The sequence below is a fragment of the Acidobacterium sp. S8 genome (genome assembly GCF_009765985.1).
Lineage (GTDB): Bacteria > Acidobacteriota > Terriglobia > Terriglobales > Acidobacteriaceae > Alloacidobacterium.
The window spans coordinates 1-18,417 of sequence record NZ_LMUM01000031.1; the positions used below are offsets into that span (position 1 = coordinate 1).

The window sequence follows — 18,417 nt, forward strand, 5'->3', positions numbered from 1 at the left end:
CCTTACCGATTGGCTGCCGAGCGGAGATGGCCTGGTTGCATACCATATCATTGCCGGCCTTGCGGAACGCGGCCACCGCGTTCATGTTGTTACACCCTATGCAGATCTTCGGAATCCCATTCCTGATCGCGTAACTGTCGATCAAATGAATACGCGAAAAGATCAGCCGCGACCTGGAGCTTTGTCATACATGCGCTGGACCCGCCGCATGTTGAATCGCACCCGCAACACGATGAGCGTGGATCTCATTCACGAACTCAATCCGGTTTTCACACTTCGTAGCCTTGCTTTTGCCTATTCGGGCATTCCGGTCGTCCTGGGCCCTCATTCTTCTCGCTGGCCCATCGATTCAGATCACAAACGGCCTTCGCCGAATGACTTCCTTTTCCGCGGTACGCAATTGCTTAAAGATATTTGCGTAAGAACGCAGCATCGAAATGCGAAGGCAATTTTACTGTCCACCCAGGCGGCTCTAAACAACGTAGCCCAGCCTGAGCGCATGATCGATCGGTTATTCATCCTGCCGCCGGGAATTGACGATCGCGAATTCTCGCCTGGACCGAAGTCCTCCGGAGAGAATCCCACCATATTATTTCTGGCCAATCTATTAATGCGTAAAGGAATTTTCACTCTGCTTGATGCATTCGAAGAGTTATCAAAGCGTATGCCTTTAGTCCGACTCACTATCGCCGGCGACGGCCCGGCGATAGACGCAGTGAAGGCGCGGGCAGCGGCTTCACATTTCCGCGCCCGGGTACAATTCCTGGGCCATATAGACCGCGCAGGAATACCAGATTTACTTCGGCAATGCTCAGTCTATTGCCTACCGTCTTATGGGGAACCCTTCGGTATGACAGCACTTGAAGCCATGGCATGCGGCAAACCACTTATCGTGACCGATGCCGGAGGACTTAGTTATATGGTTTCTGACCGGGGTGGCCGTCGAGTTCCCGTGAAAGACCCTATTGCCCTGACGCACGCTCTAGAGGAGCTGCTGTCGGATCCGGAACTCTGCCGTCGGATGGGGGAATATAACCGCGCACAGGTCGAGACACATTACACATGGCCTATCGTAGTAAGTCGGCTGGAAACTATATACCAACAAGTCCTCAGCGGCGGATCGCAAATCAACCTCGACAGGATTACGAATAGCGACATTGCAGAATATAGAAGCCGTTTGACCCCGAACTTTACGTTCGAGCATGCTTCGCAACCACAAATTAGGTCTACGGAAGTGGCGGTGCGCGCATGAGTGAACGTCCCATCCGAGTTCTCCACCTTCTCAATAGCGTCACAGATGTGGGCTGTGGAATTGTGAACGCTGCGCTGGACATTATCTCCGGACAGATTCTCCAGTCATTGGACGTCGCCGTGTGTTCTAACCCTGGTGGATTTGTATCTCTACTGAAACAGAACGGGATACGGCACTTTCCTCTTGACCAGGGACGACGAGTGGTCAACCTACCGCGGGCTACTATTGCGTTGCGGCAAATCATAAAACAATTTCAACCTGATATCGTTCACTGCCACATGATGACCGGCATGGTGCTGGCAAGGGCTGTTCGCATAACCACCCGCTTTGGCTTGGTCGCGCATGTCCACAACGTTCATCAACGCAGTTCTAACTTGATGCGGCTGGCAGATCGCGTGGTAGCCGTCAGCAATGCTGTGATGTCTGACATGGCGGCACGCGGTGTACCTCGCAGAAAGCTGCGTGTGGTTCATAACGGAACGTTGGGAAGCTTACGTTTATTAGATTTAGCAACCGCAGAACCAAAGAATCTCTCACAACCGGCGATCGTCACGGTTGGCGGCATGAATCACAGAAAAGGGATTGCCGAACTGATAAGCGCTTTTGAACAGGTATCGGAACGAATCCCTGGACCTCACCTTTATCTTGTTGGCAACGGACCCAATCGCTTGGAGTTTGAGACCCAAGCTGCCGCTTCCCGTTTCGCGTCGAATATCCACTTCGAAGGATTTCAGGCGAATCCATTTCCTTATATGAAGGCGGCACACACATTTGTCCTCGCCTCTCGCCGCGACTCATTCGGACTCGTTCTGACTGAGGCTCGGCAATGTGACTGCGCAATTATCGCAACGAATGTGGATGGCATTCCAGAAGCGCTCGATGGTGGCAAAGCAGGGCTGCTCGTGCCTCCGCAAGATATACCGGCACTCGCAAACGCAATCATCGGGCTTTTGGAGACACCCGCAGAGCATGCCAGGCTAAAGTCGCGAGCCAAGGTAGGTCTTGAGCGTTTTGGAGTCGAGCGGATGGCATCGCAAATTACCGACATCTATCGGGAACTAATCGATGCATCCCTTGGGCGCAAGCAAGTACTCGAAGAGACCGGAGACATTTCCCACACGCCAATGTCTCTTACTCGCAATGATGAGTGCACATCTACATGTACGCTTTCTGGAGAGTTGCGATGAACATTTCGGTTATTATTTGCACCTTGAACCGGCCAATTATTCTGCATGAGACGATAACGTCAATACTCAAGCAGAATCTGCCGCCCTGGCAAATTATTATTGCGAGTCCAGGGCAGGATCACATTCTCCCTGAAACTCTGGCGCTGGAAGGCGTCCAGTATGTCCAGACCTTGACCGGCCTCTGTAAGCAACGGAACAAAGGCCTGGAAGCAGTTGCTCCGGGCACAGGGCTAGTTGCCTTTCTCGATGACGATATTGAATTGTCAAGATCCTATCTGGAAGCAATGGCCCGTCTTTTCCGGGAGAAGCCTGGAATCATTGTCGCATCAGGCAGGATGTTGCACGACGGCGGTCGCGACACGCGAATTAGCCGTGAACAGGCTATCGACAAATGCGAGGCATACGACTTAACTCACAAACATGACGCGCCGCTATCATACAAGTCAATCAGCTCCGGCTACGGTTGCAATATGATTGTCCGACATAGCGGAATAGGGGCGTTTAGATTTGACGAGCACCTCCCGCTTTACGCGTGGCTCGAAGATCGGGACTTTTCTCATCGATGCACGGTCGGACGCTGCGCTCCCGTTGAATGCAACAATGCTGTTGCTGTGCATCTGGGATGGAGATCGGGAAGAATATCTGGAGTTCGTCTAGGCTTTTCGACGGTAGTGAATCCTGTATATCTGAGAAGGAAGGCGAACATGTTCTCATTCCAGTTTATTCTCGTGAATTATTGGCTTCGCTGTATCGCCGGCAATATCATCGGCGTCATAACTGGCGATAGCGAACACGATCGAATAGGTCTCATTAAAGGCAATATGATCGGCTTCTGGCATCTCATCACCGGAAAGTGCGATCCGGAATATATTCTCACCCTATAAGTAGCCAGCTAATTGAGGTCGTAGGACATGATAGCTCTGTTTCTATTTTTAGCCTTACCCCACGTTGGAGGAGAACCAAGTCCGTGGGAGACAGTAACGGGTGTTAACAAGGTGCAATACCGGTGGTCGCGTCCTGCATCGAATACCTGCCTGGTGGAATTTGAAAATCAGGATGCCGGCCAGCCCGCGCAATTCACGGCCGTCGCCACCTTTGCATATACACGTCCGACAAAACCCGTAGTGACGAAAAGCCTGGCGCCTAAGAAAGATAACCCGACAGTCGTCAAGGAAAAGACCGCAGACCGCCAACTCCCAGTTCACATTTTCAGATCGGGAACATACAGTACAACGATTGACAGCTGTTATCATGTGACGCTTATCACAGCTTCCGCCCCATCATCGAACGATGCAACTGAGACAGTACAACCGCCGACAGAGAGATAGGTGCGTTAAATAATGAAGCCGACACTTTTTACAATCAAAGATGAGCTTACTGAGATGCTCCATCATTTCGATAAGGATCAACGATGCATTTATGTTGATTATCCTCTTCATACAAATGTCGGAGATCTGCTCATCAACACGGGTTGCGAACAATTCTTTCTAGAGCAGAAGGTCAATATCTGGCGGCGTTATAACTACTACGATTTCCCGAAGCGTATTCCAGGGATTACCAACAAAGACGTGCTTCTCTTACACGGGGGCGGAAACTTCGGCGATCTATGGTTCAATTTCCAGTCGTTTCGGGAGCGAATCATGGATCAGTATCCCAACAATCGCATCGTGTTCCTGCCTCAGACGGTTCATTTTAGCTCCGAAGAGAAGGCAGTTGCCGCCATTCAGCGAATGAACAGACATGGAAATTTTCATGTGTTTGCACGCGATCACCGATCTCTTGAACAGTTAAAGAGACTAGGCCTGCGCTCTGTGTCGCCTATGCCGGACACGGCTCATGCGCTCGCTGGCACCTTGCGGCCGGATACAACAACCGCGCCATCCGGCGTTCTACGCCTGGTGCGACAGGATGTCGAATCAAGCGATATGCCTTCGCATCTAGCGCCAATCCAAGGTGATACACGCGACTGGGATCAGAACTTTTTTGGACGTGGGCGCAGGATAGCGCATTACGGCGTCGTCAACTTTGTCAAGGGCATCGGCCGCTACGGCCCTCCGATCGATTGTCATCCGCTGTGGTATTGGCATCGGGACAACCTCATTCAGGATGGTATAAACACCTTTTCCTCTTACGACGCCGTCTTTACGAACCGACTGCATGGCATGATTCTCGCTCTCTTACTAGATCGGCAAGTTATAGCGTTCGATAATAATTACGGAAAGCTATCCACCTACTATGATTCATGGCTAAGTGGCATTGATGGTCTTGACTTCCATAAACCAAGAGTAAACAATGCGGCCATCGCTTAACGTGCACTTTCCGTCCCGTCAAATAACCGTAGTCGCTCTTCGTGTACTGTTGGCGTCTTTAGTTTTGCTGCTTGTTTCTTGCAGCATTGACGCTCAGCATCTGTATTTGCGCTACACCTACCAACAGAATCCTGTGAGCCAACCCACGGGCGGGATAAAAACCGTGCAGGCTGCCAGTACTGCACAATTTATTGACAGCATCGGAGTCGGATCGCATTTCGGCGCGGGTTACTCGAGCACACCATATCGCAAGCAGACTGCACAATTGATACAACTTCTAATCAATTCAGGTATTCGTCACATACGTGACGGAGGGACCTATCATGACGGCGACTACAGAACAATGGCCTCAGCAGGCATTCATGTGACCTTTGTGACTGATCCTAAAGTTGCCATCATTCCGACACCAGACTATTGGTGCAACAAGAACGGCTATAAAACTTGCATATTGTTAGCAGATTATCTAAAAGGGCTCGGTCCGGGCATTGTCGATTCGGTAGAGGGTTTAAACGAAATCAACGCGTCTTACCCAGGTATTAAGTGGCACGCGGCCTTGAATGATCCCGTAACGAACGCGCCGGATAGCCCGAATTATTGGGTTAAATACGCAATATCTTATACGGGTGATACCTGTAATGTGCTTCGGCATGATCCGACGCTTTCATCTGTGAAGTGCCTTGCGCCTTCATTAAGTGGCGCTACGTCGGTGTTATTCCCGCAATCGGAATTTTATGGCACAGTCGACTACGGGGCGCTTCATCCATATCCGTATGGAGGCAACAACCATGGAACGCCGGTGGTTGCTTACGATGGCGTGCCCGATTATTTTCGTTGGACTACCGATCCTGACATCAACATCGATGAATACCCGTGGTGGATCGAAAGAATGGCGGCCTATGTCAGGTCGCCGGATGGTCTGCACGACCCGATTATTGCGACTGAAACAGGCTATTACACAGGTAGCGCAACGCTTTCGATCCCTGAGGATGTCCAAGGGAAATATGTACCTCGCCTGTTTGCTGAATATTTTCGTCATGGATTCGATCGCTCATTCTGGTATGAGCTGGTTGACGAGGCGGCCCATCCATTAAGCACGGAGGCGAACTATGGTCTATTACGTAATGATCTGACCCCGAAACCAGGCTATCTGGCTCTACAGTCTCTTATCGCATTGTTGAGAGATTCATCAACCAGCGCACCGTCGTCTGCAGGATCTTTAGCATACGGCCTTTCGGTAGATGAAAACGGAGCCTTTACTCATACGCAGTATGTTCACGACTTGCTTCTTCAAAAGGGAAACGGAGTATTTTATCTATTGCTCTGGCACGAAATCAGCGATGTAGCAACACGGACCAATCAAGGACAGTTGCGGTCCACAGACCAGGAGCTATATCCGCCCGCTTTAAACACAACGATTAAATTGCCTCCCAATATCCTGACGGCAACACTCTACAAATATGACAGTCAATGGCAACTGCGACCGACTGCACTATCGATACAATCGCATGCGCTTAAGGTAGCGGCGGCTGACACAATTTCAGTAATTGAGCTACGCAGCTGACATACCAGCTAATTAATCAGAGCTAAATTAAGGAGCGAGCATGAAAGCGATCGTGAGTATGCTGGTGTTAACTCATAATGCGCCCGAATATGTTGAGAAGACTATTGTATCGGTTGCAGAGCACACAAAAAACGTCGAATATGAGCTTGTTGTCGTCGATAATGCTTCGGAAGAGCGCACACGGAATCTTGTTATAGAGCTGCGCGAGCGAGGCTTGATTCATAAGCTTCAGCTCCTCGATTACAACTCGCTTTTTGCCAAGGGAAACAACATCGCAGCATCACTCGCATCTGAGAACGCAACACACTTCCTGCTCTTAAACAGCGATGTGGAGGTTCGATCTCCGGAGTGGCTTTCAACACTGCTGGCTTCTCATCGTCAAGGCATTAGTGCCTATGGAATCGTTGCGAGTCCCCCAAGGCGGGTGGATGGTTATTGTTTATTGATCGATGCGCCTTTGTATAGGAACTACCAGCTTGATGAAAGATTTCAGTGGTGGTGGAGCGTGACCCAATTGCAGGCAAACGTTCTGCGTGATGGATATTCTGTACTCGGCTTTGAGAAGCACGAGCAATACCTGCATCACTTCGGCGGCAAAAGCGGCCCAAGCTTCACAGGTGCTAAAGGGATGGATGTCTGTCAACTAGAAGTACTATCGTGGTTCGGTATAAACAAAATCGCGATCGAAAATCCATCCCGAGGAAGACAGCTCAAAGATTTTGGAAAAAAGATCGTAACGAGTCTTGTCCCCATCAGACAGTGATCGTGGCTTCGACCAGTGTTCATCGCAGCGCCAACGACTTTTTAGGCAGCGGCAAAATCAGCCTCTGTCGTAGTTACAACCTGGAAAGTGAGGTTCTGTCCTAATGTGTGCGACTCAGGTAATGCAGACATCTACTTCGGAACCAATCTCAAACGACTCTTTAGGAAAGCGCTTTTACCAGCCAGAACTGGACGCGCTGCGCTTCCTTGCTTTTTTGCTCGTTTTTTGCCGTCACGTCTTCTCCGCATACGGTTTGGTAAAGAAGCACCAGGCTGTTCCCAGCGCTCCCATGCCTGGTGAGATTTCTTCTGCTACAACTATTTCCCATGTTTCTTACCACCTAAATCCAACATGGGAGATGATACAAAGCCTGGCTCAGAGTTGTGATTTCGGAGTATGTTTGTTTTTCTTTTTGAGTTCCTTCCTGATTACCAGGCTGCTGCTGATCGAACAGAAATCCACAGGCACTGTGGCTATCAGGGATTTCTACATCCGTCGTACTCTCCGCATCTGGCCTCTTTACTTCTTCTTCCTCGGCGTTGTGACGCTACTCTCGGTTTGGATTCCTTCCGTCCGCTCAACGGAATGGCGCGTAATTACTAGTCTTGTTTTCGTCGCAAACTGGACCATCGTATTGCATGGCTTCGCAGGCACTCCGATCGAGCCCCTTTGGAGTATCTCTGTCGAAGAGCAGTTTTATCTCATATGGCCAGCTTTCGCGGCCTTCGGTAAGAAGATGATTATCGCGATCTCTTCCCTTTTTATGATTGTGCCGATATGCATTCTGATTTATTCCGGTCATCGGCCCCAAACGATCAACAGCAATATCTGGCCGAATAGCTTGGTGCAATGCCTTTTTTTCTCATGTGGCGCTCTCACTGCAATCTTCAGTAAGCCGGAAAATCGACGCTGGAAAGTATCGAAACGGCTGTCCATACTCTTAGGCGGATTTGCATGTTGGTTATTTGCTTCAGCAGTTTGTCATGTTGTTCGAACGGAGAGTCCCGGCGTAGTTAGCTTGGTCGCCGGCTACTTCTTTGTTTTGTTAGGAACATTTCTGATCTTTACTGCTTTCGCAGGAGCGCCTTCGTCGCTCTTCCCAAAAGTCACTCTCTATCTCGGAAAAATTTCTTATGGCTTATACGTCTTCCACGTTCTTTGTTTGTCTCTCGTAATGAAGATATTATTTTCTCTGACCGGTCATGGGAGCCTCTCCACGTCGCATGTTGCCATAGTGATTGGCATTGCAGCTCTCCTTGGACTAGGCATCACGATATTGTGCGCAACGGCTTCCTATCACTTTCTGGAAAAGCCATTCATTCGCCTGAAGAAACGCTTCACCTTGGTGAAGTCTCGACCGGCTTAACTCCTATAACCTCGTGCAAAGGTGAACGGCGCTGATTTGTGTCCTTCGAATTCGAAATCACCTCTATCGCTAATACGTTTTGATGGCGATGACGCTGACATTAGGATCGGGAGCCTGCGGAGAGACATCAATTTTCAATTTGCCTTCGGCCTGGTGGAAGGTCAATGGCTTTCCATTAGCGAGTAGCCTCGCCGACAAGACCCTGGCATCGATCCCTGCAATCTCACAAGTCCTGGCAGGCCAGTCAAAGATATGGGCGTAGATGTTCTTCCCTTTCGCAGTTGTCCTCAGGGTCGGTAGGCCCTGTACGGGACCGTAGGTGGTTCCATAAATCGAATCGCCATTGAGAGTCAGCCAGTCTCCGATGGCACGCAGCCGTTGCTGGAACTCGGGCTGGATCTGGCCATCAGGCTGCGGTCCTACATTGAGAAGGAAGTTACCGCCGCGACTCGCTACCTCAACCAGAGACCGGATGAGGGTTTGTTCCGATTTGTAATCGTGATCGTTACTATTGTAGGCCCAGGTATTGTTAATGGTCATGCAGGTTTCCCAGAGGCGGAAATCCTCTGGCCGCGGAACTGTATTGCTGAGTTTCGCAGACACTTTAGGATCGATTCCGGTCAGGACGACGCCCTTGGTCGGAATGGCTGTGGGAATAAATTGCTCGGGCGTCTCATAGTCGGCGTCGACCCCGATGCGGTCGTTAACGAGTGTCTCTGGCTGCAGCTCGCGGATCATCTCCAAAACCCGTACGCCATCATATTTTTCCTGATGGGATAGACCATCGAACCAGATAATGGCAGCAGGACCGTAGCGCGTCAGCAACTCGGTCAATTGCAGCTGCATGTATCGCAGGTAGCCTGGCCATTCAGGCCGCTGCGGCTCTCCGTTCCAGTTGTCCCTCGCAAGTTTCGTGGTATCGCGGAAATCAGGATGGTGCATGTCCGGGGGCGAATAATAGAAGCCGAGGGGCATATTATCCTCTCCACATGCCTTCGCGAGCATCGCCACAATGTCCTTGCCGTATGGACTTTTGGTGATCTTATAGTCGGTATAGTCCGAATCAAACATGCAGAAGCCGTCGTGGTGTTTGGTGGTGAACACCATATATTCCTGGCCTGCCGAGCGCGCGAGATCTACAAAGGCATGAGGGTCATATTTCACAGGGTTGAAAGTCTTCGCCAGCGCAACGTAATCGGCTTCCGTGATCCCTCCTGGTTTTGGCCTCATGATTGGCCAGGATGCTTCAACACTGGCCTGCGAGTAAGGTCCCCAATGAATGAACATGCCGAATTTGGCGTTCCGGTACCAGCTCGTCCGATCGCACGCCGGTGACTGAGCCCAGCTGAAACCGGGCAGAAAAGAAAGACAGGAGGTGGCAGCGGCAAGACGAAGAAATTCGCGACGTCCGGGAATATAAGCACTCATTTGAGTGGAAACAATATCGCTTCAGCAGCATCGCTGGCAAATACAAAAGATGCTTCGGATGACTTTTATTCGGTATTCCGCTTCTGTAGTACAGCCTCCTGAGGGAATTCAGTGAGCATTTTAGGTGCTCAAATCTCTGATTGCTAATCGAGATGAAAGACTTCCTCCATTTCGGCCCACCACTCTCCTTCTTGCCGCGTTTCCAGCGGAGCCTGCATTGGATCCATGATGGCCCACCATTCCTGCGTTTTGGGGTCGGCGGCCATTTTAGCCCGGTCTGCTTTGATGTCGGAGCCATGGTATTCGTAGTAGCCGAAGAGAATATCGTCCTTGAAATAGATAGAGTAGTTTTTGATATTGCAATCCGTCAGCTTGCTCAATACCTCTGGCCAGACGGCGCGATGGTACTCCTTGTATCTTTCCGCACTGCCCGGCGCGAGCCGAATCGTCATTCCGAATCGTTGCATACGAAGTCCTTTGAATGTGAAGGATAGAGCCAAAGCTCAGCAGCTAACTTTATACACGACTATCGGCTTCCACCAGGATCACATCGATTACTCTCACTGTTAATGGTTGAGCGCTTAAACTATGAGCTTGTCACTTTCTCTGTCGACAATTTAAGATGACCACGATTCTTGAGTGCTTATATGAGTACAACTGCTAATCATCAAGCGGAAACACTCCTCAAACATGACGTCGCGGACAGACTCCGTACCGCGATTGTGAACGGCGTGCTGCGGCCACGGGAACGCATCGTCGAGGGCAAATGGGCGGCTGAGTTCGGCGTAGCGCAAGGCTCCATCCGTGAGGCCATCAACATTCTCGCGATGGAAGGTTTTGTTACCAAACAGAGCGGTCGCAGCGCCAAGGTCAGCCACTTCAGCGAACAGGATGTGGCGCAACTGTATCAGTTACGCGGAGCCATTGAGGGCTTGGCCGCCAGGCTGGCCGCAACTCGAAGGCCCGATCTAAGTCCTCTGCAATTTGCGGTAGACGGGATGCGCACGGCGGCTGCGGCCGGCCACCGGGAGGCGTTGTTGGACTGCGATCTGCAATTCCACCTGGTTTTGTGCGAGTTGTCGGGCAATTCGTTTCTGCTGGAGCAGTCCCGTCGAATTCTGCTGCCTTTCTTTGCCTTTGTGCGTATGCGAGTTACTTCCAGCGGGCAGGAGGCAGCAGTCTGGAGCAAAGATCTCGAGGCTCATCAACGGATCATCGATCTGATTCGGGAGGGCGAAGGCGAGATTGCCGATGAGTATGTCAGGCGAGCGATGGAGCGCTTCTCGAAGACGGCCTATGACAATTGGGAGCGACGCAGTCCTTCGGACCGATGATGATTGGAGACAAATAGAGTGCCCAGTTGCACGATAAAGAGAATTTTGAGTGTTGACGCTCACTTTTCGCTGCCTCCCGGAGCGGGTACAGATTCGGTTCACACCAAGTCGGAATACTCGATGGCCGTGACGTTGTTACAAGGGGACAATGGCCTCCGCGGGTCTGGCATAGCGCTCACGCTCGGAGATGGAAACCGGCTCGTGTGCGACGCCATCGAACAACTGGCGAAACCGTTGGGGGGAATGGAGATTGAGACCCTCATGGCGGATTTTGGAGCTGTGTCACGCAGTCTGGCCAACGATCCTTCGCTGCGTTGGCTGGGGCCGCACAAGGGCGTGGTTCATCTGGCTCTGGCGTCGATCACCAACGCATGTTTCGATCTCTGGGCCAAGAACCGCAGAGTGCCACTGTGGATGTTGCTCCTCGACCTCTCGCCGGAAGATGTAGTCAGTACTCTGGACCTTAGTTATGTGGAGGATGTTCTGAACGAAGACGACGCGCTGGCGTTACTTCGTGACAATATGGCATCGAGAGCTTCGCGTGAGCCAATTCTGAAGACAGGCTATCCGGGCTATGACACTTCGGTAGGTTGGATGGCTTACGACGATGAGAAGGTACGCGAGCTTACGGCTCGGGCAATCGATCAGGGTTTTCACGCTTTTAAGCTCAAGGTAGGATCTTCCGACGAATCACGCGACTTGCGTCGAGCGGCGATGCTACGCGATGTCGTCGGCAATTCCGGGATCTTGATGTTCGATGCCAACCAGAGCTGGAATCTGTCTACTGCGCTTCGCATGTGCAGCGAACTCTCCGCGTTCCGTCCGCTGTGGATCGAAGAACCAACACATCCGGACGATGTTTATGGGCACGCGGTTCTGGCAAAGACGATTGCCCCAGTAAAGATTGCGGCTGGAGAACACATTCCGAACCGGGTGCTCTTCAAGAATTTTCTGCACTATGGGGCCCTCCATTTCGTGCAGGCCGACTGTACAAGACTCGCGGGAATAAACGAATTTCTTACGGTCAGCCTGATGGCGAAGAAATTCGGCTTGCCTATCGTGCCTCACGTGGGCGACATGGGCCAGATTCACCAGCACCTTGTCTTGTTTAACCGGATCGCACTCGATCACGAAGTCTTCTTCCTGGAACACATCCCCCACCTCAAAGAACACTTCGTCTTCCCTGCTCAGGTGAAGGGTGGATTCTATGAGGCCCCACAGACTCCGGGAGCCTCGTCTGACATGGTCTTGACTATCGAGGGAAGCGTTTAGATGCCGCAGTCCCTGGTAATTGGACTCGGCTTGACGCTGCTTGCAGGCATCATGTCCGGTAATTGCCTGCTACCGATGAAATTCAATCGAAGCTGGCAATGGGAGAACAACTGGCTGGTCTTCAGCATTGTGTCCCTGATCATTCTCCCGTGGCTGCTGGCGGCTTGCCTGGTAAGTCATCTTCTCGACACTTATGCGGCACTTTCGTTTGCTCAGATCGTCGTGCCGGTTGCATTCGGAGCAGGATGGGGTGTTGCGCAGGTGCTCTTCGGGATTTCCGTTCAGCGCCTGGGACTTGGGCTGGCTTACGCGATCATCATCGGGCTCGGCGCACTGCTGGGCACGCTCGTGCCATTGTTCGTGCAGCATCGCTCGCAGGTTGGCCGAGACGCGCTGGCGGATATACTGGGCGGCGTCGCCTTCATGGTCGTGGGCATTGGGTTATCGGCGTGGGCAGGCAACCGGCGGGAGCGCGTCCGGGACCCTTCGTCCCAGCCTGCTCTGCAATCAAATCCCAGGAGCAGCTACTTTTCAGCGGTCCTGTTGGCCGTGTTGTGCGGCGTGATGGCGCCGATGCTCAACTACTCCTTCGCCTTTGGCCAGGAGATCGCGCGACAAGCCGTGCACCTGGGCAATTCTGAGGTGCGGGCGGCCTATGCGGTGTGGCCGATTGGACTGGCGGGTGGCTTTCTCCCCAATATCGGCTACAGTCTTTATCTGCTTCAAAAAAAGCGAAGCTGGCTGTTGTTTAAACCAGCTTCTCCCGATGTGTACTGGTCGACGCTGATGGGCGGGTTATGGATGGGCGCATTCGCTCTATATGGTATGAGCACTTCTTATCTTGGAAACCTTGGCACCTCGATCGGATGGGGATTGATGCAGATCTTCATGATTATGACGGCAACGCTGTCGGGTATTCTGACGGGCGAGTGGAAGGGCGCGTCGCGCTTTGCAAAACTGCTGTTGGGATGCGGACTGGCGTGTTTAGTCGCAGCCACGGCGCTGCTGGCAATGGGTAATCAATAGGATTGCTTCTACTTCCCTGCCGCAATCCTGCGTTCTTCAGCGATACCGAGCTGAGAGCCCACCATCCAGCAAACGCGCTCTAAGTTGATCGAGTTTCACCGTACGATAGCAGACGCATAAAGTGGGATACACTGACCACCACTGGATGAAAGGATAGAACGCTAGTGATAAATCCCTTGAATTTTCCCTTACTCGTTCTCGTGATATCTCTCATCGCGCTGTGGCTTGCCACAAAAGTAGGAATTTTCATGCGGGCGAAAAAAGGACAGCTCAGTGACCAGTCCCGTCCAGACTTCGAAGTTGTCCTCGCCTCTACCCTGACACTTCTGGGACTCATCATCGGTTTTACTTTTTCTATGGCAACTACCCGATACGATCAACGCAAGAACTATGAAGAAGAAGAAGCCAACGCCATCGGAACCGAATATCTGCGGGCAAATCTGCTACCCGCCTCCGATGCGGTAAAAGTGCAACATCTGTTAATCGGCTATCTTGATCAGCGCATCTTGTTTTATAAAACACGGCGGGCAAGCCAACTTCAGAAAATCAACGCGGATACGGCTCAACTTCAGGATCAATTGTGGGCCGCGGTACAAGCTCCAGCTACTGCACAGCCAACACCCGTCATTGCACTCGTAGTCTCGGGCATGAACGATGTCTTGAACTCGCAGGGATACACACAGGCGGCTTGGTGGAACCGCATACCCTATGCGGCATGGGGTTTGCTGGGAGCCATTGCCATGAGTGCCAGCGCTATGATGGGCTATAGCATACGCAACGTCAAAGCTGCAATTACACTGTTCATTCTGCCGCTTACTGTGTCGATCTCTTTTCTTCTCATCTCCGATATCGACAGCCCACGCGGCGGGATTATTCGTGTGAATCCAAGAAACCTGATGAGTCTTTCTCAATCCTTAAACAACCATTAGCGAGAAACATCCTGCTTCACATATGCCGTTCTTCAGTCCAGAAGATTCGTCCGATGCGGACTGCCAAAATCCCAAATGGCTTCTGCATCGCGGCCGCACCTTCAATTGAATTGAGGCATACTTCCCTCGTGGACGCGCTTGGTGAAAAAATTAGTCACATAGCTTGCAGAGAGTCCGCAGTCAGCTGTGCAGATAATTATCGGGTCCCAATGTTGAGCAGTTAAGCAACTTATCATCCGCGAAGATGTGATCGCCTGATCGGACAGGAATGAAGATACCCGAAAGCGCCCTTTTGCTGGAACGGACTCTAACTCGGAAAGAGAGAATTGTCACATGCTAAAAGAATCGCTTTTCTGGCGGCGAGCAACTCTAAAATAGACAAGATCGGACCTGCCGCAAACAACTGTCCGGCATCACAAACCAGTTTGCGGTTGCTTGGTGGAAGGTTTGCCAGCTCCGCCTAATCAGGGGGAGCCGAGGCGGGCTTGCGGTCATTGATGTCCTCGAGCAAGCCGTACCACCCAAGAATTTCACCGTGTTCTCCGCGCTGGGGTGACGTCCGTGCGCGCATCCAGCGCCATCCCCTCCTGTCCACCGACCGCATGCGAAATTCCATTTCGTATTGAGTTCCCGCCCGAACATTGACCGCCCAGCTCTCTGCCACCCAAGAAACGTCCGCCGGATGCACGGCTCTGAGCCAGCCCATTCCGCGTGCCTCGTGCATTCGAAGTGTGTCGGACCCTCGCGCTTGCGCCCAACTGATTTTCCCCTCTGGGTCAGCTGTAAAGGGGTACGTGGAATTCAGGTCCAGGGGGAGCTGGTAGTGCTCCTTGTGTTCAAGCAGGGCTTCCTCGAGCTTTTTATATTTCGTAGTGTCCTTGAGAGTTACACAAACCCCAACGATCTCATGCGCTTCATCCCGGACCGGCTCACAGCACATCGACATTGTCCGATTGGGAAATATCGGATTCAGGACCTCGACGTTGTAAATGCGCTCTCCTGTTTGAGCAAGGCGCAGATATGATCCTATCTTCGAATAGATGAGGGGCTGTACATCTTCGATAGTCCGGCCAAGCCGGGGTTCCAGGGCAGGCGCCATCTCACCGAACCGTTCATTGATGCTTACAAAACGAAGGTCTTTGTCAAGAAAGCAGAGGCCCATCGGAGCACTATCGTAGATTGCCATTAGGTGGGCCATACGCAGTGCAGGTGAAACTTCCAGGTGGGCAGCCATATCCTTCGATAGCAGCGGAGACTTGGGAGGGGAAGACAGAGCAGGTTTCGCGATCATCGCGGCAACATCTGCTGCTGGAACAGGACGGCTGTACAGATAACCCTGTGCCAATTCACAGCCGAGGTAAAAGCAGGCGTCCGCCTGGATATTCTCTTCGACCCCTTCCGCAACCACCATCAATCCGAGACTATGGCCCAGGCCCGCTACCGCCGCAGCAATCTTCCGGCTCTCCCGACGCTCATTTATGGAATGGATGAAACTGCGGTCGATCTTGATCTCGTCCAGCGGCAGTGAATTGAGATAAGACAGACTGGAATAGCCGGTACCAAAGTCATCGAGTGCTAACCTGACTCCCTGCTCCTTGAGATCGTTTGCGACAGCCTCGGCTACTTTAAAGTCTCGGAACAGCACGGTCTCCGTGATTTCGACGATGAGCTGAGTGGGTGGAAATCCAGCAGACTCCATCCAGGAGAGAATCCGCCCCGCCAAGGAGCGATCGCGCATCTGCGTGGGAGCCACATTGACCGACAAAGAAAGATGTGCGGGAAAGTCCGGCATCAGAGCTTCGCAAGCCTGCTTCGTCACGGAGTCACACACAGCGTCCATCAATCCCGACGATTCAACGAGAGGGATGAACTGATTAGGAGGAATCATTCCCAACTGGGGATGCAGCCAACGAGCCAGCATCTCGAATCCCCACAACTCCCCGGAGCGCAACTCAACGATCGGCTGAAAGTAGGGAACGACCTCGCCGCGCTCAATGGCGTTTTGCAGGTCAGCGGAGGAAAACGTCCGAGCCGTCATTTGCGCGGATTATACCGCTCTTTCGGTTCAGTTGTGGTGTCTCACCAGGTCTTTGGATATCGAGCCCGAGTGTGCGGGCTAAAAACCCTTCCCATCTTCGCTAGCCCAGAACCCTGAATTCGCGTAAAGACCGGGCATGGAGGTGACCTGTCGAAGGTAATCTCGGCAAGTCATGCTGGAGTCAACATGTCAGCAATTGCCGTCCGGTTGCGTCCGTCAGCTTTGGCTCTATAGAGCGCGATATCTGCCCGGGCGAGAATGCGCTCAATCGAAAGCCGAGGGTCCCATCTTTGGCAAGCAACAGCACCAACACTAACGGAGATTGATAATTCCTCGCTACCCGCCACAATGGGAGTATCCGCAACCCCGGCACGAATCTCTTCGGAGCGCGCTTTGAGATTGGACTCGTCGCAGTGGCTGAGGAAGACCAGGAACTCTTCACCGCCGTAACGACCTACGGCGTCGTATGAGCGGACAATAGATGTGAGCCTTTTGGCTACCTCCTGCAAAACGATATCTCCGATGAGGTGACCGTGATTGTCGTTGACTTGTTTGAAGTGGTCGACATCACAGAGAAGGACCGAAGTCGATTTGCTTTCGCGGACTGAACGCTCGAGTTCACTTTGCAGCAAAGAGAGAATGGAGGCACGATTCCAGATGGAGGTAAGGGCGTCGTGCGTAGCCCTATAGCGCATCTGTTCCCGCGCCTGGACCAACTTCTCTTCCAGCGACAGAATGCGACAGCCGGTATGGAGACGGGCCTTCAATTCTCCTGGTTGACACGGCTTGGTAATATAATCGTCCGCTCCGGCTTCCAGACCGGCAACAATATCCGCGGTGCTCCGCTTCGTTGTGGTGAGAACGATGTAGATATATCCATCATCTTCTCGATGAGAGCTGCGCAGTTTCCGGCACAGTCCAGCCCCATCGAGCTCAGGCATCATCCAGTCAACAAGCGCAAGTCGCGGACCATCGCTTCGCATGAGGATTTCGGCGGCTGTCCGCCCATTTTCCGCAAGAACGACTTCATAGCCAAATTTCTGCAGGGTTCGCTGCATGAGGATGCGGAGAATCGAATCATCATCTGCAACCAGAATTTTCATTGCGTAACCACCAGACAGAGCGCATCAAGAGCGCGCATTACCCTGCCAAGTTCAAGAACGAGGCGATCGAGTACCGTCTGCGCTGCGCTTAGATCGGCGGATCGGCCGATCTCTTCCAGTTTCGCGGCAAGGGCTGATGCATCCGTAGCCGAAAAGTTTCCCAGCGCACCATTGAGTGCATGTCCCACACGCTCAAGGTCAGCCGGCTTCTGTAGGTCTATCGCCCTTTGTGCAGCTTGCAGTTTATCCGGATATTGCTTTCGAAAGATCTCGACCAATTCGGCTAGAAGTACGCGGTCATCATCGATGAGATCCAGAAGCGGGATTACTTCTATGGAGTTATTTGGGATTGAAGGAGGATAGCTCCCCGTCGAAAGTTCCTCTTTTGGCTCGAGAAATTCATCGAGAGTCTCGTCGAGTTCCTGCGGCCGGATAGGTTTGGATAGGTATCCATCCATTCCAGCGGCCATGCAACGCTCTCGATCGCCAGCCATGGCAAGGGCTGTCATAGCGATGACGGGTTGATGTTTGCCTGTGGACTTCTCCTTTTCGCGAAGAATCCTGACGGCTTCAAAACCGTCCATCTCGGGCATCTGCATGTCCAGGAGCACCAGGTCATAGTTGTTCTTTTCCAGAGCGCCAAGGGCTTCCCTGCCATTGGAAACAACCGTAACATTGTGGTTGCGCTTCTCCAGCAATCGCGAGGCGAGCTCTTGGTTAACCAGGTTATCTTCAGCCAAAAGAATCGTGAGGATCCTGCTGCCATTGGCTTGCTCGCGGAGCGCGGCGCGAGTGATCATACCGGTCGATCCCAACGGGCGCGCGGAGAGAACTCGAATGATAGCCTCG

16 protein-coding genes are annotated in these 18,417 nt (G+C 52.2%); 11 read left to right on the plus strand and 5 right to left on the minus strand.

Annotation, left to right across the window (positions count from 1 at the left end; genetic code table 11):
* From GSQ86_RS14080 to GSQ86_RS14110, 7 genes are all read left to right on the plus strand, one after another.
* Positions 1-1,252: glycosyltransferase family 4 protein (locus tag GSQ86_RS14080; protein ID WP_158750593.1), on the plus strand; the 1,252-nt coding region annotated here is incomplete at its 5' end.
* Complete coding sequence (locus GSQ86_RS14085) at positions 1,249-2,439, plus strand: glycosyltransferase (RefSeq protein WP_216841158.1); 1,191 nt, start codon at positions 1,249-1,251, stop codon at positions 2,437-2,439. The genes GSQ86_RS14080 and GSQ86_RS14085, both read left to right, overlap by 4 nt.
* Positions 2,436-3,323, plus strand: coding sequence for a glycosyltransferase family 2 protein (locus tag GSQ86_RS14090; RefSeq protein ID WP_158750594.1), 888 nt, complete (start codon positions 2,436-2,438; stop codon positions 3,321-3,323). Before GSQ86_RS14085 ends, GSQ86_RS14090 begins: the two co-directional genes overlap by 4 nt.
* Before the next feature lie 456 nt (positions 3,324-3,779).
* Complete coding sequence (locus GSQ86_RS14095; protein WP_158750595.1) at positions 3,780-4,748, plus strand: polysaccharide pyruvyl transferase family protein; 969 nt, start codon at positions 3,780-3,782, stop codon at positions 4,746-4,748.
* Positions 4,749-4,881: 133 nt separating this feature from the next.
* A complete protein-coding gene (locus tag GSQ86_RS14100) occupies positions 4,882-6,309 on the plus strand; it encodes a hypothetical protein (protein ID WP_216841159.1) in 1,428 nt (475 codons plus the stop codon).
* 40 nt (positions 6,310-6,349) lie between these two features.
* Positions 6,350-7,072 (plus strand): glycosyltransferase, encoded by a 723-nt coding sequence (locus GSQ86_RS14105; RefSeq protein ID WP_158750597.1) that lies wholly within the window; start codon positions 6,350-6,352, stop codon positions 7,070-7,072.
* Between the two features lie 121 nt (positions 7,073-7,193).
* Positions 7,194-8,438, plus strand: coding sequence for an acyltransferase (locus tag GSQ86_RS14110; RefSeq protein WP_158750598.1), 1,245 nt, complete (start codon positions 7,194-7,196; stop codon positions 8,436-8,438).
* Between the two features lie 69 nt (positions 8,439-8,507).
* Here the strand turns inward: GSQ86_RS14110 and GSQ86_RS14115 are convergent, their stop codons facing one another.
* Positions 8,508-9,866: an alpha-L-fucosidase gene (locus GSQ86_RS14115; RefSeq protein ID WP_158750599.1), complete on the minus strand. Its 1,359-nt coding sequence runs from the start codon at positions 9,864-9,866 to the stop codon at positions 8,508-8,510.
* Positions 9,867-10,009: 143 nt separating this feature from the next.
* Complete coding sequence (locus GSQ86_RS14120) at positions 10,010-10,333, minus strand: L-rhamnose mutarotase (RefSeq protein WP_158750600.1); 324 nt, start codon at positions 10,331-10,333, stop codon at positions 10,010-10,012.
* 180 nt (positions 10,334-10,513) lie between these two features.
* Here GSQ86_RS14120 and GSQ86_RS14125 point away from each other — a divergent pair, with 180 nt between their 5' ends.
* The 4 genes from GSQ86_RS14125 (at position 10,514) to GSQ86_RS14140 (ending at position 14,427) form a co-directional block, all read left to right on the plus strand.
* The gene (locus GSQ86_RS14125; RefSeq protein ID WP_158750601.1) at positions 10,514-11,200 is read left to right on the plus strand and encodes a GntR family transcriptional regulator; all 687 of its coding nucleotides are present in this window, start codon (positions 10,514-10,516) and stop codon (positions 11,198-11,200) included.
* Between the two features lie 45 nt (positions 11,201-11,245).
* Entirely contained in the window at positions 11,246-12,472 is a 1,227-nt protein-coding gene (locus GSQ86_RS14130) for an enolase C-terminal domain-like protein (RefSeq protein ID WP_254062385.1), read from the plus strand.
* The gene (locus GSQ86_RS14135; protein WP_158750602.1) at positions 12,473-13,498 is read left to right on the plus strand and encodes an L-rhamnose/proton symporter RhaT; all 1,026 of its coding nucleotides are present in this window, start codon (positions 12,473-12,475) and stop codon (positions 13,496-13,498) included.
* 248 nt (positions 13,499-13,746) lie between these two features.
* Positions 13,747-14,427, plus strand: coding sequence for a hypothetical protein (locus GSQ86_RS14140; RefSeq protein ID WP_254062386.1), 681 nt, complete (start codon positions 13,747-13,749; stop codon positions 14,425-14,427).
* Positions 14,428-14,887: 460 nt separating this feature from the next.
* Here GSQ86_RS14140 and GSQ86_RS14145 read toward each other — a convergent pair whose 3' ends face one another.
* From GSQ86_RS14145 to GSQ86_RS22855, 3 genes are all read right to left on the minus strand, one after another.
* A complete protein-coding gene (locus GSQ86_RS14145) occupies positions 14,888-16,465 on the minus strand; it encodes an EAL domain-containing protein (RefSeq protein WP_158750604.1) in 1,578 nt (525 codons plus the stop codon).
* 170 nt (positions 16,466-16,635) lie between these two features.
* Positions 16,636-17,568: a diguanylate cyclase gene (locus GSQ86_RS14150; RefSeq protein WP_158750605.1), complete on the minus strand. Its 933-nt coding sequence runs from the start codon at positions 17,566-17,568 to the stop codon at positions 16,636-16,638.
* The gene (locus GSQ86_RS22855; protein WP_174239971.1) at positions 17,565-18,368 is read right to left on the minus strand and encodes a response regulator; all 804 of its coding nucleotides are present in this window, start codon (positions 18,366-18,368) and stop codon (positions 17,565-17,567) included. Before GSQ86_RS22855 ends, GSQ86_RS14150 begins: the two co-directional genes overlap by 4 nt.
* Between the last annotated feature and the right edge of the window lie 49 nt (positions 18,369-18,417).

What these genes read in the sequence shown, in the direction of transcription:
- GSQ86_RS14085 (WP_216841158.1), top strand. Translation starts at nt 1,249, where the DNA reads ATGAGTGAACGTCCCATCCGAGTTCTCCACCTTCTCAATAGCGTCACA.
- GSQ86_RS14090 (WP_158750594.1), top strand. Translation starts at nt 2,436, where the DNA reads ATGAACATTTCGGTTATTATTTGCACCTTGAACCGGCCAATTATTCTG.
- GSQ86_RS14095 (WP_158750595.1), top strand. Translation starts at nt 3,780, where the DNA reads ATGAAGCCGACACTTTTTACAATCAAAGATGAGCTTACTGAGATGCTC.
- GSQ86_RS14105 (WP_158750597.1), top strand. Translation starts at nt 6,350, where the DNA reads ATGAAAGCGATCGTGAGTATGCTGGTGTTAACTCATAATGCGCCCGAA.
- GSQ86_RS14110 (WP_158750598.1), top strand. Translation starts at nt 7,194, where the DNA reads ATGCAGACATCTACTTCGGAACCAATCTCAAACGACTCTTTAGGAAAG.
- GSQ86_RS14115 (WP_158750599.1), bottom strand. Translation starts at nt 9,866, where the DNA reads ATGAGTGCTTATATTCCCGGACGTCGCGAATTTCTTCGTCTTGCCGCT.
- GSQ86_RS14120 (WP_158750600.1), bottom strand. Translation starts at nt 10,333, where the DNA reads ATGCAACGATTCGGAATGACGATTCGGCTCGCGCCGGGCAGTGCGGAA.
- GSQ86_RS14125 (WP_158750601.1), top strand. Translation starts at nt 10,514, where the DNA reads ATGAGTACAACTGCTAATCATCAAGCGGAAACACTCCTCAAACATGAC.
- GSQ86_RS14135 (WP_158750602.1), top strand. Translation starts at nt 12,473, where the DNA reads ATGCCGCAGTCCCTGGTAATTGGACTCGGCTTGACGCTGCTTGCAGGC.
- GSQ86_RS14140 (WP_254062386.1), top strand. Translation starts at nt 13,747, where the DNA reads ATGCGGGCGAAAAAAGGACAGCTCAGTGACCAGTCCCGTCCAGACTTC.
- GSQ86_RS14145 (WP_158750604.1), bottom strand. Translation starts at nt 16,465, where the DNA reads ATGACGGCTCGGACGTTTTCCTCCGCTGACCTGCAAAACGCCATTGAG.
- GSQ86_RS14150 (WP_158750605.1), bottom strand. Translation starts at nt 17,568, where the DNA reads ATGAAAATTCTGGTTGCAGATGATGATTCGATTCTCCGCATCCTCATG.
- GSQ86_RS22855 (WP_174239971.1), bottom strand. Translation starts at nt 18,368, where the DNA reads ATGATCACTCGCGCCGCGCTCCGCGAGCAAGCCAATGGCAGCAGGATC.